This is a genomic window from Sphingomonas sp. UYP23 (assembly GCF_054059235.1).
Genome location: NZ_JBSSBX010000001.1, coordinates 223,643 through 236,609, shown reverse-complemented (window position 1 = coordinate 236,609; position 12,967 = coordinate 223,643). Strand labels below are relative to the sequence as shown.

Below are 12,967 nucleotides of genomic sequence, written 5' to 3'. Positions count from 1 at the left end.
GGCCAACGTCTCACCGCTTCCGCGTCAGTTCCCGCATCGCGTCGTCGAGCCCGGCGAGCGTCAGCGGGTACATCCGCTCGGTCATCAACTCGCGGATGATGCGCAGTGACTGCGAATAGCCCCATTGCTGTTCGGGGATCGGGTTGAGCCACACCGCCGCCGGGTAGGTGTTGGTCAGCCGGTGCAGCCACACCGCCCCCGATTCCTCGTTGAAATGCTCGACCGACCCGCCGGGGTGCGTGATCTCGTACGGGCTCATCGACGCGTCGCCGACGAACACCAGCTTATAGTCGTGCCCGAACTTGTGGAGCACGTCCCACATCGGCGTGCGCTCGGAGAAGCGGCGGGCATTGTCCTTCCACACGCCCTCGTACGGGCAATTGTGGAAATAGAAGAATTCGAGGTTCTTGAACTCGGTCGTCGCGGCCGAGAACAGCTCCTCGCAGAGCTTGACCCACGGGTCCATCGATCCGCCGACATCGAGGAACAGCAACAATTTGACCGCGTTGCGCCGCTCGGCACGCATCACGACGTCGAGCCAGCCCTGTCGCGCGGTGCCAGCGATGGTCGCGTCGATATCGAGCTCGTCGGCCGCGCCCTCGCGCGCGAACTTGCGCAGGCGGCGGAGCGCGATCTTGATGTTGCGGGTGCCGAGCTCCTTGGTGTTGTCGAGATTCCTGAAGTCGCGCTGGTCCCACACCTTCAGCGCGCGTTTGTGGACGCTTTCGCCGCCGATGCGGACGCCTTCGGGATTGTAGCCGCTGTTGCCGTACGGGCTGGTGCCGCCGGTGCCGATCCATTTGCTGCCGCCCTGATGGCGCTCGTGCTGTTCGTCGAGCCGCTTCCTGAGCGTCTCCATGATTTCGTCCCACGAGCCGAGCGATTCGATCTTCGCCATTTCCTCAGGCGTCAGATATTTCTCGGCGACGGCCTTCAGCCAGTCGGCCGGAATGTCGGCGCTGGTCTGGCCGAAGGTCGTGGCGATCCCCTTGAACACCTTGGCGAAGACCTGGTCGAACTTGTCGAGCAGGCCCTCGTCCTTCACGTACACGGCGCGCGACAGGTAGTAGAAATCTTCGGGCGTGCGGTCGATCACCTCGGCGTCGAGCGCCTCGAGCAGGAGCAGATGCTCCTTGAGACTGGCCTGGATGCCGGCGGCGCGAAGCTCGTCGAGGAAGTTAAGGAACATGCCGCATGCTAGGACTGGCGCTCATAGAGTGTCCAGTGGGTTCCTGACAGGCCGCGCGCCTGCGCTGTGGCGATCGCGTGATAGCGCGCGCCGCAGCGGACGGGGGCGACGGGCGGCGTCTCGCCTTTGAAGCGATCGACGAACAGGAACCGCGCGGGCTTGCACCCTTTGTCGATGATCGTGATTGGGTAGTGCAGATGCGCGGCGGCGACGCGCAGCATCGCAAGCCCGGTCGACCGGTCGAGGAGCACCACGGCGCCGCGTGGGGAATGCGCGCGCAACGCGATGACCGCCCGGGTCGGATCGCCGCGCTGGTTGCGGATGAGATCGGCATCCTGCCACAGACTGCCCGCCGCGATTGCGACGAGTCCAATCACCGCACCGCCACGCTGCCAACCGCCGCGTGCGATTATCGTCCCACCCGCCTCGGCGAGCAGCAGCAGCAAAGCAAGCGACGCCAGCAGGTAATAGCGCGGATGGCCGGGATTGCCGGCGTGGAGGATCGCCAAAGTTGTCGGGAACGCCGCGATCGCCAGCCAATAGAAAGCGGTATGCCGCGCGCCCATTCGCCGCGCCAGCACGACGAGGATCAGCGCAGCGGGCATCAGCCAGAGCGAGACGATTGGCCAGCCGATCGTATAACCGAGCATCTCGACCAGCGCGTGGAGGAAGAGCAGGAACTGGAACGGCTTGTAGTCGCCGAACTGGAACCCCGTCGGGCTCGCCCAAGCCGCGCCCAGGACGAGCGCGAGGACCGCGCCAAGCGCGATCAGCGCCGGCAGGAACAGGACGAGCGTGCGCTGTACCGCGCGCCGCGCGCCGTGGCGTGGGTACAGCGTGCAGAACACCCAGCCGATTACGGCGACGCAGCCGAACAGCATCGTCAGTTGCGATAGCGCGCCGAGCGCGAAGCACAGCGCCAGCCGGATGCGCGTGCGCTCGCCGCGTTCGTCGATCAGCCAGCGATCGATCAGCAGGATCGCGACCAGCACCGCGAGCGTCATCCCGGCATAGCCACGCGCCTCCGAGCCCATCGTCACGACCATCGGCGAGATGGCGAACACCAGCGCGGCGATCAGCGCGACGAGCGGCCCGCGCGGTCGGAAGATCGCTGCGGCAACGGGGATCGCGACCGTGCCCGCAAAGATCGACAGCGCGCGTTGGAGCAGTGGCGGCGCGTCGAAGCCGACGAATTGCAACCACAGCGAATTGAGATGGTGGTTGTTGTCGTGGTTGATGTTGAGGAACACCCCGAGCGGGGTTCCGGCTTGATGCGCAAGCTCGGCCGACCAGGCTTCATCGAGCCACAGGCCGCCCGTCGCGGCGGCGATGCGCAGGCCCAGACCGAGCAGCACGATCGCCGCGAGAAAGAGAGAATATCGCCGCTGAACCAAAGCCTGTCCCCGATCAGGCGGGTCTAGCGACGCGATGTTGCGCGATGGTTAACGGATTACCGTACGTACGAGTCGATCAGCGCGCCGACATAATCCGGATCACGCCCGGTCAGCTCGGGCGCGGGCTGCGCGCTGCTCGCGTGGTCGAGCGTGCGGCCATAGACGAAGCCATAGGTCGGATAAACCGTGCTGCCGAGCCCATCCATGTCGCGATACCACACCTTGACCGCGCTCCAGTCGCCGCGTGGCGAGACGTCGGTCAGCGTGACGTCCTGTTCGGCATGGCCGCGTTCGCCATTCTGGCGCGACCAATTGGCGTGCGTCACCATCACGACATGGGGATCGACCACCCGGCTGATCACCGCCACGTGCCCGAGCGGAAGCCGCGACGTGCGCTCGAACACGATCACCGCGCCGGGGCGGGGCGTGTCGCCGCGCTGATAGCGTCCCGCGGCCTGCGTCCACCAGGTCCAGGCATCGCCATAGATGGCGATTCCCGATGCCGCGCGCGCGAACGGCACGCATTGGCCGACATAATTGAGCAATGAGCTTTTCGCATCGGCCGGGATGCTGATCGGCAGCAGCGCGGCCAAGAGGCACAAGGGAAAGGTGATACGCATACAGGCATCCGATACCGGCTGCCCCCCAAAGACCACGTAACGGGAAAGGGTTTAAGACGAGGTTACCATTGTCCGCCCCGATCGCTGCAGATCAAACACTTAGCCCTTGTTCTGCTGCCGCTTGGCCATGAAGGCGAGACGTTCGAACAGCATCACGTCCTGCTCGTTCTTGAGCAAGGCACCGTGGAGCGGCGGGATCGCCTTTGTCGGATCGCGGTTCTGCAGCACGTCAAGCGGCATGTCCTCGTGGAGCAGCAGCTTGAGCCAATCGAGCAGCTCGCTCGTGCTCGGCTTCTTCTTGAGACCCGGCACGTCGCGTACGTCGTAGAAGATATCCATCGCGCGGTTGACGAGGATCTTCTGGATGCCGGGGAAGTGGACATCGACGATCGCCTGCATCGTCGCGCGGTCGGGGAATTTGATGTAATGGAAGAAGCAGCGGCGCAGGAACGCGTCGGGCAGTTCCTTCTCGTTGTTGCTGGTGATGATGACGATCGGGCGCTCGACTGCGCGGACCGTCTCTTTGGTCTCGTAGACATAGAATTCCATGCGATCGAGTTCCTGCAACAGATCGTTGGGAAACTCGATGTCGGCCTTGTCGATCTCGTCGATCAGCAGGACCGGGGGCTTGTCGCGGGTGAAGGCCTCCCACAATTTGCCGCGGCGGATATAATTGCCGATGTCGTGGACACGTTCGTCGCCGAGCTGGCCGTCGCGGAGGCGCGCGACAGCATCATATTCGTACAGGCCCTGCTGCGCCTTGGTCGTCGATTTGATGTTCCACTCGATCAGCTCGGCATCCAGCGCCTTGGCGATCTCATAGGCCAGCACGGTCTTGCCGGTGCCAGGCTCGCCCTTGACGAGCAGCGGGCGGCGGAGCGTGACGGCGGCGTTGACGGCGACCTTGAGGTCGTCGGTCGCGACATAGCCCTGTGTGCCCTCGAAACGCTTCATCGCTGCAATCCCGTTTCATTTGAATACCGGGTACGGCGATAGAAGGAAACGGGGTCGCAGCGCAAGCTGCGGCTAGAGCCGGTCGCGGGCGATCGCGCGGGCTTCGATCAGATCGCACAGCCCGCGATGCTGCGCGAAGGTCTGCTGCGCGCCGAACGCCATCGCGCGGCGCACCGCGGCGCTGGCGCCGTGCGCGAGCGCGATCGACTCGGTCTCGGCCAGTGCCGGGAGCTGCGATGTGGGGGCAGGCGAGCCCGCCCGGTGCGCGGCGGCGTCGAGGATCGTACGGAAAGCGTGCCAGTCGATTACCAGCGCGAGCGCGGCGCCGGTCGAACAGCCGGCGCGGTCCGAGCGCGCTAGCATGTCGAAGGCGTGGCGCAGCGCGGCAAAGGCGGCGTCGCTTTCCGCTTGGCCCGGCGTCGACGGCAACGGCCCGACCGCGGCCGTGAGATGCGCGAGATAGGCGCGTTCGTCCTGAAACGCCGCGTTCGCAACCGCGATCCAGCGATTGTCGAGCGCGGCGACGCTGCGCCGCGCGGCTTCCTCGAACACGTCGGTGAGCCGGCCATGCACCGAGCATAACGCGTGAACGGCATCGGCAAGGTCGCGTCCGGCGGCACCGGGAGTGGCCAGCCGGCGGAGCAGCGAATGCCCGGCAATGCCGTCCTCGATCGCCAAGGCCGCAATCAAGCCTGCGTCCTCCGCCTTCGTGGATTGAGTCGATGCGCTCGCCATGTGTTCCGTACTGTCCCTCTTGTCCCGATCCGTGCGTGGTGCGGGTGCTGTCCGATCCGAGGAGTGGACCCAAGGGATATACCGAACGACGTAAAGAGCTGGTTTAGAGCCGGTTAAGGGTACTTAAACCAGATCAGTCACTTACCGCGTCGCGAGGATCGCCGCGCCACGCCGCCGACGTCTTCGCCGTGACGGATGGGCGCGAGCCCGATCCGCACCGGGACGGTGGCGCCGGACGCGGTCATCAGCACGCTGTCGATCGCGGCGGCGGGGTGGCCGAGCAGCACCCGGGCGAGCGCGGCGTCGAGCGCTGTGCGCGCTTCTTCGACCGCTACAGTGATGAACAAGCGGAGCCGCAGCGCCGCCGGATCCCAATCGATGAGGGCGGCGAACGCGGCGTCGGGGTGATCGATTCGCCCGCGCGAGTCGAGCGTGATGCACGCCCCGCCCGCAACGACGAGCGCCGCGATGTTGGCCGTGTCGCTCGCGCCAACGACACGCATCTCGCGATCGCGCGCCGCATCCTTTGCAATAACCGCCACGCCGTGCCCGGCAGGCTCGATCGCGAGCTCCAAGCTTCGCGCGGCGCGTCCCGCCGACGCGATTTCGAGCCGTTCGCCGATCCCGCGGTCGATGACGTGCCGGATTGCGGCGGTGAGGTCCGCGCGGGCGGTCGATGGTGCGATCGCGTTGACGGGCAAGCCCGTCCGCGCGAGCGCACTGAAATAGGCCCGCGCGGCCCGGCTCGAGGCGAGGATCATGCCGTCAGCGTCGGTCAAGAGCACCAAATCGCCGATCGCATCGAGCACCGGGATCGCATCGATCACTGCGCTAGCGATGGGAGCGGGGAGTTGATGCGCCGCGCACAGCGCGTCCATCGTTTCGATCGAGGTCAGGACGAAGCGTGGGCGGTCACGGTGGAGAATGTAAAGCGGCGCCTGCGCCGCGCGGTCCTGCCAGATACCGAAATGCCGCACGAGGTCCGAGGCGGTGACGCTCTGATCAGCGGGCAGGGCAGGGTGGGACGCCATGGCGCCAGGCGTACGCAAAGCGGCCGCGTGCGTCACAGTATCGCACCGAAATGGAGCAATCTTGCCGCGGCTTTCCGCCGGCGAGCGGTACGTAATCCGCGTAGATCGTGGCACCGCGCGGCCGTCGAATGCTCTGCGCAGATCGACAGCGGTGGCGCCGGGCCACCGCTGTCGTTTGGCTTATTGGTCGAGGAAAGAGCGCATTTTCCGCGAACGGCTCGGGTGCTTGAGCTTACGCAGCGCCTTTGCCTCGATCTGGCGAATACGCTCGCGCGTGACGCTGAACTGCTGGCCGACTTCCTCGAGCGTGTGGTCGGTGTTCATGCCGATCCCGAAGCGCATGCGCAGCACGCGCTCCTCGCGCGGCGTCAGCGAAGCCAGAACCCGCGTGACGGTTTCCTTGAGGTTCGCCTGGATCGCGGCATCGACCGGGATGATCGCGTTCTTGTCCTCGATGAAATCGCCGAGATGCGAATCCTCCTCGTCGCCGATCGGCGTTTCGAGGCTGATCGGCTCCTTGGCGATCTTCATCACCTTGCGGACCTTCTCGAGCGGCATCGACAGACGCTCGGCCATTTCCTCGGGCGTGGGCTCGCGGCCCTGCTCGTGAAGGAACTGGCGGCTGGTGCGGACCAGCTTGTTGATCGTCTCGATCATGTGCACCGGAATACGGATGGTGCGCGCCTGATCGGCGATCGAGCGGGTGATCGCCTGACGGATCCACCACGTCGCATAGGTCGAGAATTTGTAGCCGCGGCGATATTCGAACTTATCGACCGCCTTCATCAGGCCGATATTGCCCTCCTGGATGAGATCCAGGAACTGCAGGCCGCGGTTGGTGTACTTCTTGGCGATCGAGATGACGAGCCGCAGGTTCGCCTCGACCATTTCCTTCTTGGCGATACGCGCCTCGCGCTCGCCCTTCTGGACCATGTTGACGATGCGGCGGAATTCGGTGAGCGCCATGCCGGTGGCCTGGCTGATCTCCGAAATCTCGGTGCGGATGCGGTCGGCGGCGTCGCTCTCGTTGGTGACGAAGGCGGTCCACTTCTTGTCGATCTTGGCGACCGACGACAGGAACTGCTCGTCGAGCTCGTGGCCGATATAGCGATCGAGGAAGTCCTTGCGCGGCACCTTGTGGCGCTCGGCAAGGCGCAGCATCTGGCCGCCCAGCGCGGTCAGGCGCCGGTTGAAGGCATAGAGCTGGTCGACCAGATATTCGATCTTGGCGTTGTGGAACTGGACGCTCTCGACCTCGGCCGTGAGCTCCTCGCGCAGCTTGTGATACTTCTTCTCGTCGCCGCTCGACAGTTCGCCGCCGCCCGCCATCGCGTCGAGGCGCGACTGCTGGATCTTGGAGAACTTCTTGTAGAGCGCAGTGATGTTGGCAAAGCGTTCGAGCGCGATCGGCTTGAGCTGCTCTTCCATCTGCGCCAGGCTGAGCGTGTTGTCCTCTTCCTCGTCGTCCGAGGCGCGCGGCGTGCGGCGCTCGCCATCCTCGTCCTCGTCGACCGACGGCTCTTCGGGCTCGGCCTCTTCCTTGAACGACGGGCCGGCGTTCTTTTCGGAAATCTCGCCGTCGCCCTCTTCGGCTTCGGCCATCGCTTCGGGCGCGGGATCCTTCGACAGCATCGCGTCGAGATCCATGATCTCGCGCAGCTGCATCGTGCCCTCGTTGAGCGCGGTCGACCAATCGATGATCGCGTTGAAGGTGATCGGCGATTCGCACAGGCCGAGGATCATCGTGTCGCGACCGGCTTCGATCCGCTTGGCGATGGCGATTTCGCCCTCACGGCTGAGCAATTCGACCGCGCCCATCTCGCGCAGGTACATCCGCACCGGATCGTCGGTACGATCGATGACTTCCTTCTTCTTGACGTCGAGCGCGGGGCCGGCGTCCTCGCCGGCCTCGGTCGGCTCGGCATCGTCCTCGTCGTCGGACTTGGGCTGCTCGTCGCCTTCCTCGCCCTGCTCGTCATTCTCGACGATGTTGATGCCCATTTCGGACAAAGCGGCGCTGATGTCCTCGATCTGGTCGGACGACATCTCGCCCTGCGGCAGCGCTTCGTTGAGCTGTTCGTAGGTGATGTAGCCACGCTTCTTGGCGCGGGCGATCACCTTCTTGATCGACGCGTCGTTCAAATCGATCAGCGGTGCGTCGCTACCCTCGGTGGTTTCACCGACATCCGCCATATCCGTCTTCGCCATCAACTGCCCTCAGCAAAAGCCCTGGCATCCTCGTTCGACTGCACCAGATTGGCGAGCCGCACGTCCAGAGCCTGTTGTTCCTTCACGAGCGACACTTGCCGCTCGAACGCCTCATCCGAATAATCGGTCTGCATCATCGCCGTCGCCTCGGCCAGAGCCGCGTCCACTTCAGGCCGCGCCACCAGGATCGCGATCGCCTCATCGAGCTCCTCGCGTGCCCTGGCCGGCTCGGCATCCCTTTGGGTGAACGAACACATGAGTTGGTCAGCCCGCAACAGATCGTGCGCGATTATATCAAATCCAGATGTCGCCAATATGGTAAGAAGGCGCTCACTATCAAGCGTCTGTTCTTCGACAGCCACATCAATCATCGCATCGAGCAGATTTGCGAGGCGGTGATCGGTGATGTTGAGGCGGCTGAGTTCGCCGATATGCCGCCCGATTTCGGTCGGATGGCGGAGCAATCCGATCAGCACGGGCTTGGTCAGCACGCCGTCCATGCCGCGCGCGTGGATGCCCTTGGCGCCGTCGCCGACCGGGCCGGGTGCGGGTTTCCACGGCTGGTTGCCCTTGCGCCCACCGCCTTGCGGGCGGGGCACGAACGGCGCGCGGGGCGGGCGGGCGTTGAGCGCGTCGGTGCGGCGACGGAACTCGGCGATATATTCCGACTTAACGTTCGCGTCGGCAATCGTGTTGGCGATTTCGGTCAGGCGTTGCTTGAGGCCCGCGCGCTGCTCGGGCGTGGTGAGCGGTTCGGCGGCGAATTCGCTCGCCCACAGCCGGTCGACCAGCGGCTCGGGCTTGGCGAGCAGCGCCTCGAGCGCGCCTGCACCCTTGGTACGGACGAGATCGTCGGGGTCGACGCCCGGCGGGAGCGTGACGAAGGCGAGGCTGCGGCCCGGCTGGAGCAGCGGGGTCGCGCGGTGCGCGGCGCGGATCGCGGCCTTCTGCCCGGCGCTGTCGCCGTCGAAGCACAGGATCGGGACTTCGGCGAGGCGCCACAGCCGCTCGAGCTGCGGCTCGGTCAGCGCGGTGCCGAGCGGGGCGACCGCCTCGCGGAACCCCGCCTGCGCGAGCGCGATAACGTCCATATAGCCCTCGACCACCAGCACGCGGCCGGTTTTTCGGGTGGCCGGCGCGGCCTTGTCGAGATTGTAGAGCGTGCGGCCCTTGTCGAAGAGCGGGGTTTCGGGGGAGTTGAGATATTTCGGCTCGCCATCGCCGATGATCCGGCCTCCGAACGCGATCGTGCGGCCGCGCGGATCGCGGATCGGGATCATCAGGCGGCCGCGGAAGCGGTCGTACGGGGTCTTCTCCTCGACCTTGATGAGCAGGCCGGCCTCGACCAGCAGCGGGTCGCCATAGTCCTTAAGCGCGCCCTTGAGGCTCCCGCGCGAATCGGGGGCGAAGCCGAGGCCGAATTCGCGTGCGGTCTCGGGCTTGATCCCGCGCTTGGCGAGGATGTCGCGCGCGGTGGCGCCCGCCAGGCCGTTGAGCTGGTCGGTGAACCAGGTGGCGGCGTCGGCGCAGGCTTCGTGCAGGCCCTTGGCGGCTTCGGCCTTCTCGGCGGCGCGCGGGTCCATCGCCGGGAGCTCCATCCCGGCGTTTTGGGCAAGTTCCTTGACGGCATCCATGAAGGGCAGGCCGCGCTGATCGGTCATCCAGCGGATCGCGTCGCCATGCGCCGAGCAGCCGAAGCAATGGTAGAAGCCCTTGTCGTCGTTGACGTAGAACGACGGGGTCTTCTCGTTGTGGAACGGGCAGCACGCGCGCCACTCGCGGCCGGCTTTCTGGAGCTTGGTGGTCTGGCCGACCAGGCCCGACAGCAGCGTTCGCGCGCGGAGTTCGTCGAGGAATTGCGGGGAAAGGGTCATACTTCTTCACTCCCCTCCCGCTTGCGGGAGGGGTTGGGGGGAGGGGCTGTCCACCAACGCGCGTTCGATCGTCATCACCACGCCCTCGATACGCTCCATTACGTCGTTGTTCCAGAAGCGCAGCACGCGATAGCCTTGGCGTTCGAGGTAAAGGGTGCGTGAAAGGTCCGCTTCGGCGTTTGCGGTGTGCTGCCCGCCATCGACTTCGATCACGAGTTTTGCGCTGCGCGAGACGAAGTCGCAGATGAAGGGGCCGATCGGAACTTGGCGGTTGAAGCGGGCGCCGGCGACTTTGCGAGCGCTGATCTGCGCCCAAAGCCGCCGCTCCGCATCCGTCGCGTTAGCACGCAGGTCGCGGGCGCGCATCGTGGGTCTGGCGTATCCCTTGTCCAACAGGCCGTCCCCCAACCCCTCCCGCAAGCGGGAGGGGAGTTTATCGCGGTCCTCCGGTCAGCGGCAGGACCTTTACGAAAGCGCCGCCTTCACCGCCGCGCTCGCCTTGCTCATGTCGAGCGTCGTCGCATGGCGCGCCTTCAGCTCCGCCATCACGCGGCCCATGTCCTTCATGCCGCTCGCCCCCAGCTCAGCCTTGATCGCCTCGATCGCCGTGGCGGTCGCCGCTTCGTCCATCTGCGTCGGCAGGAAGCGCTCGATCACCGCGACCTCGGCCGCTTCGCCATCGGCGAGCTCCTGGCGCCCGCCCTTGACGAACATCTCGATCGACTCGCGGCGTTGCTTGACCATCTTCTGCAGCACTTCGACCACCAGCGCGTCGTCATCGTCGGGCGCCTTGCCGGTGCGTGCCTCGATATCGCGATTCTTGATCGCGCTCTGGACGAGGCGGAGGGTGGCGGTGGTCGCCTTGTCGCCGCCCTTCATGGCAGTGATGAGGGCAGCCTTGATGTCGTCGCGAATCATTACGGGTCCTTTTCGTGTGGCGGAGACCCTAGCGGGTTTATCCGATTGACGCATCGCCCCCGCACTTCTAGTTCCCGCCCCTTAGCGACATCGACAATTAAAACGGAGTGCCCGCCGCAATGGCCGACGCCTATCCTACGACCGCGTCCAAGGCTCCTGAAGGCGCCACCGGCGTGCTGGTGCTCTCCAGCGGCGAGGTCGTGTGGGGCCGTGGCTTCGGCGCGGAAGGGGCGGCCGTCGGCGAGGTGTGCTTCCACACCGCGATGACGGGCTATCAGGAGATCATGACCGACCCGAGCTTTGCCGGGCAGATGGTCACCTTCACCTTTCCGCATATCGGCAATGTCGGCGCCAATGCCGACGATATCGAGGCCGACAACCCCCATGCGCTCGGCATGATCGTGCGCGAGGACGTGACCGGGCCGAGCAACTTCCGTTCAGTCGAGCGGCTCGATGCGTGGATGGCCAAGCACGGGCGCATCGGGCTTTCGGGCGTCGATACGCGGGCTCTCACGCGGCGGATTCGCGCGGGCGGCGCGCCGAACGCGTTGCTCGCGCATGCGGCGGATGGCGTGTTCGATGTGCCGGCGTTGCTGGCGATGGCGCAGGCGTGGCCTGGGTTGGAGGGCATGGACCTGGCGATCGAGGTGTCCACCGCGATGGATTACGGCTGGGCCGGCGGCGTATGGAATTTGGGCGCGGGGTATGACACTTCTGCTCCCCTCCCCTTCAGGGGAGGGGCCGGGGGTGGGGCCGTGCCGCAAGCAAGCGATACGCCCGCGGCACACGTCCCCACCCCAAACCCCTCCGCTGAAGGGGAGGGGCTTAAGAAGGCACGCCCCCACGTCGTCGCGATCGACTACGGCTCGAAGCGCAACATCTTCCGCAACCTCGTACGCGCCGGCGCCGATGTCTCGGTCGTTCCCGCAGGCGCGACCTTCGACGAAGTGATGGCGCTCGAGCCCGACGGCATCTTCCTGTCGAACGGCCCCGGCGACCCCGCCGCGACCGGCATCTATGCCGTGCCGGTGATCCGCCAGCTGCTCGAAACCGGCAAACCGCTGTTCGGCATTTGCCTCGGCCATCAGTTGCTCGGCCTCGCGGTCGGCGCGACCACCACCAAGATGTTCCAGGGCCATCGCGGCGCCAACCATCCGGTGCAGCGTCTGAGCGACGGTGCAGTCGAGATCACCTCGATGAACCACGGCTTCGCGGTCGAGCGCGCGAGCCTGCCGGCGAGCGTGCGCGAAACGCACGTCTCGCTGTTCGACGGCTCGAACGCCGGCCTGGAGCTGACCGACCGCCCCGCCTTTAGCGTGCAATATCACCCCGAAGCGAGCCCCGGCCCGCAGGACAGCCTGTATCTGTTCGAGAAGTTCGTGGGGATGCTGGGTGTTGCAGCAGAGTGAAAGGGCTGCTGCGCTTCAGGGTGCTTCCCGCGCATGTAGAGGATGCGTTGGTGAAGTTTCGTGAAGCAGGCTTTGAGCCCTTTGCGGTTCAAGGGCGCGAAGACGGCAACACGTCGATCGAGTTTCGAGGTATTCCCGAGGGTGATCAGTGGGCGCTCGTGTCGGCTTTCCCGAAAGAGTATTCGGCCATCATTGGCATCCTTAACGGCCTTCCGTTCGGAAACGATGATGCCTCGATCCATTAATCTCGCACCTCAGCGAAAGGTTTTCTCATGACCCTCCCAGACGTCGATCCCGCCCGGCTCGAAGAAGAATGGAGCGCCGACAAGGAGGTGCTCGCCAGCCTCGCCGAGAATGGCGACCGCTCGGACATCGTCCGCGCCGTGGACGTGAGCTTCCGCGGGTCCGAGCCGGCGCTCGACCGGCTCGAAGAGGATGCCGAGGAGCTCGGCTTCGAAGTGATCGAGCGCGAAGAGGACGAGGAAGGCGAAATCTCGCTCTTCCTCGGCTGCGAGCAGACCTCGGACGAGGCCGCGATCCGTGCGCTGACCAAGCGCTGCCTGCAGATCGAACTGATCTATGACGTGGAATATGACGGCTGGGGTTGCACCGCCGAAACCGGACTGATTAGCTGA

Annotated in this window: 13 protein-coding genes; 3 read left to right on the top strand and 10 right to left on the bottom strand. The window is 65.5% G+C overall.

Going from position 1 to position 12,967, the window contains the following annotated elements:
* Positions 1 to 10 precede the first annotated feature (10 nt).
* The 10 genes from ACVWYO_RS01295 to ACVWYO_RS01250 all read right to left on the bottom strand — a co-directional run bounded on the left by ACVWYO_RS01295 (position 11) and on the right by ACVWYO_RS01250 (position 10,923).
* Positions 11 to 1,189, bottom strand: coding sequence for a vWA domain-containing protein (locus ACVWYO_RS01295; protein ID WP_457348412.1), 1,179 nt, complete (start codon positions 1,187 to 1,189; stop codon positions 11 to 13).
* A gap of 8 nt (positions 1,190 to 1,197) precedes the next feature.
* A complete protein-coding gene (locus ACVWYO_RS01290) occupies positions 1,198 to 2,544 on the bottom strand; it encodes a hypothetical protein (protein ID WP_457348411.1) in 1,347 nt (448 codons plus the stop codon).
* Positions 2,545 to 2,639: 95 nt separating this feature from the next.
* On the bottom strand, positions 2,640 to 3,203 hold the full coding sequence (locus ACVWYO_RS01285) for a CHAP domain-containing protein (RefSeq protein WP_457348410.1): 564 nt from the start codon (positions 3,201 to 3,203) through the stop codon (positions 2,640 to 2,642).
* Between the two features lie 99 nt (positions 3,204 to 3,302).
* Positions 3,303 to 4,157, bottom strand: coding sequence for an AAA family ATPase (locus tag ACVWYO_RS01280; protein ID WP_457348409.1), 855 nt, complete (start codon positions 4,155 to 4,157; stop codon positions 3,303 to 3,305).
* A 72-nt stretch (positions 4,158 to 4,229) separates the two neighbouring features.
* Positions 4,230 to 4,892: a DUF6975 family protein gene (locus ACVWYO_RS01275; protein ID WP_457348408.1), complete on the bottom strand. Its 663-nt coding sequence runs from the start codon at positions 4,890 to 4,892 to the stop codon at positions 4,230 to 4,232.
* 137 nt (positions 4,893 to 5,029) lie between these two features.
* Entirely contained in the window at positions 5,030 to 5,923 is an 894-nt protein-coding gene (locus tag ACVWYO_RS01270; protein WP_457348407.1) for a PAS domain-containing protein, read from the bottom strand.
* A 180-nt stretch (positions 5,924 to 6,103) separates the two neighbouring features.
* Complete coding sequence (rpoD, locus tag ACVWYO_RS01265) at positions 6,104 to 8,131, bottom strand: RNA polymerase sigma factor RpoD (protein ID WP_457348406.1); 2,028 nt, start codon at positions 8,129 to 8,131, stop codon at positions 6,104 to 6,106.
* Positions 8,131 to 10,005 (bottom strand): DNA primase, encoded by a 1,875-nt coding sequence (gene dnaG / locus ACVWYO_RS01260; protein WP_457348405.1) that lies wholly within the window; start codon positions 10,003 to 10,005, stop codon positions 8,131 to 8,133. The genes rpoD and dnaG overlap by 1 nt, the downstream gene beginning before the upstream one ends.
* A gap of 6 nt (positions 10,006 to 10,011) precedes the next feature.
* Complete coding sequence (locus ACVWYO_RS01255) at positions 10,012 to 10,371, bottom strand: endonuclease domain-containing protein (RefSeq protein ID WP_457348404.1); 360 nt, start codon at positions 10,369 to 10,371, stop codon at positions 10,012 to 10,014.
* A 99-nt stretch (positions 10,372 to 10,470) separates the two neighbouring features.
* Positions 10,471 to 10,923, bottom strand: coding sequence for a GatB/YqeY domain-containing protein (locus ACVWYO_RS01250; protein WP_457348403.1), 453 nt, complete (start codon positions 10,921 to 10,923; stop codon positions 10,471 to 10,473).
* A 119-nt stretch (positions 10,924 to 11,042) separates the two neighbouring features.
* Here ACVWYO_RS01250 and carA point away from each other — a divergent pair, with 119 nt between their 5' ends.
* Genes carA through ACVWYO_RS01235 form a run of 3 tightly spaced genes read left to right on the top strand, consistent with a single transcriptional unit; the run spans position 11,043 to position 12,967 of the window.
* Positions 11,043 to 12,332: a glutamine-hydrolyzing carbamoyl-phosphate synthase small subunit gene (carA, locus tag ACVWYO_RS01245; protein WP_457348402.1), complete on the top strand. Its 1,290-nt coding sequence runs from the start codon at positions 11,043 to 11,045 to the stop codon at positions 12,330 to 12,332.
* 50 nt (positions 12,333 to 12,382) lie between these two features.
* A complete protein-coding gene (locus ACVWYO_RS01240) occupies positions 12,383 to 12,577 on the top strand; it encodes a hypothetical protein (protein ID WP_457348401.1) in 195 nt (64 codons plus the stop codon).
* A 27-nt stretch (positions 12,578 to 12,604) separates the two neighbouring features.
* Positions 12,605 to 12,967, top strand: a complete 363-nt coding sequence (locus tag ACVWYO_RS01235) for a ribonuclease E inhibitor RraB (RefSeq protein WP_140851961.1) — start codon at positions 12,605 to 12,607, stop codon at positions 12,965 to 12,967.

Excerpts from the sequence above, each read along its gene's own strand:
- ACVWYO_RS01255 (WP_457348404.1), bottom strand. The coding sequence starts at position 10,371 with ATGCGCGCCCGCGACCTGCGTGCTAACGCGACGGATGCGGAGCGGCGG.
- ACVWYO_RS01295 (WP_457348412.1), bottom strand. The coding sequence starts at position 1,189 with ATGTTCCTTAACTTCCTCGACGAGCTTCGCGCCGCCGGCATCCAGGCC.
- ACVWYO_RS01275 (WP_457348408.1), bottom strand. The coding sequence starts at position 4,892 with ATGGCGAGCGCATCGACTCAATCCACGAAGGCGGAGGACGCAGGCTTG.
- dnaG (WP_457348405.1), bottom strand. The coding sequence starts at position 10,005 with ATGACCCTTTCCCCGCAATTCCTCGACGAACTCCGCGCGCGAACGCTG.
- ACVWYO_RS01235 (WP_140851961.1), top strand. The coding sequence starts at position 12,605 with ATGACCCTCCCAGACGTCGATCCCGCCCGGCTCGAAGAAGAATGGAGC.
- ACVWYO_RS01250 (WP_457348403.1), bottom strand. The coding sequence starts at position 10,923 with ATGATTCGCGACGACATCAAGGCTGCCCTCATCACTGCCATGAAGGGC.
- ACVWYO_RS01285 (WP_457348410.1), bottom strand. The coding sequence starts at position 3,203 with ATGCGTATCACCTTTCCCTTGTGCCTCTTGGCCGCGCTGCTGCCGATC.
- carA (WP_457348402.1), top strand. The coding sequence starts at position 11,043 with ATGGCCGACGCCTATCCTACGACCGCGTCCAAGGCTCCTGAAGGCGCC.
- rpoD (WP_457348406.1), bottom strand. The coding sequence starts at position 8,131 with ATGGCGAAGACGGATATGGCGGATGTCGGTGAAACCACCGAGGGTAGC.
- ACVWYO_RS01280 (WP_457348409.1), bottom strand. The coding sequence starts at position 4,157 with ATGAAGCGTTTCGAGGGCACACAGGGCTATGTCGCGACCGACGACCTC.
- ACVWYO_RS01270 (WP_457348407.1), bottom strand. The coding sequence starts at position 5,923 with ATGGCGTCCCACCCTGCCCTGCCCGCTGATCAGAGCGTCACCGCCTCG.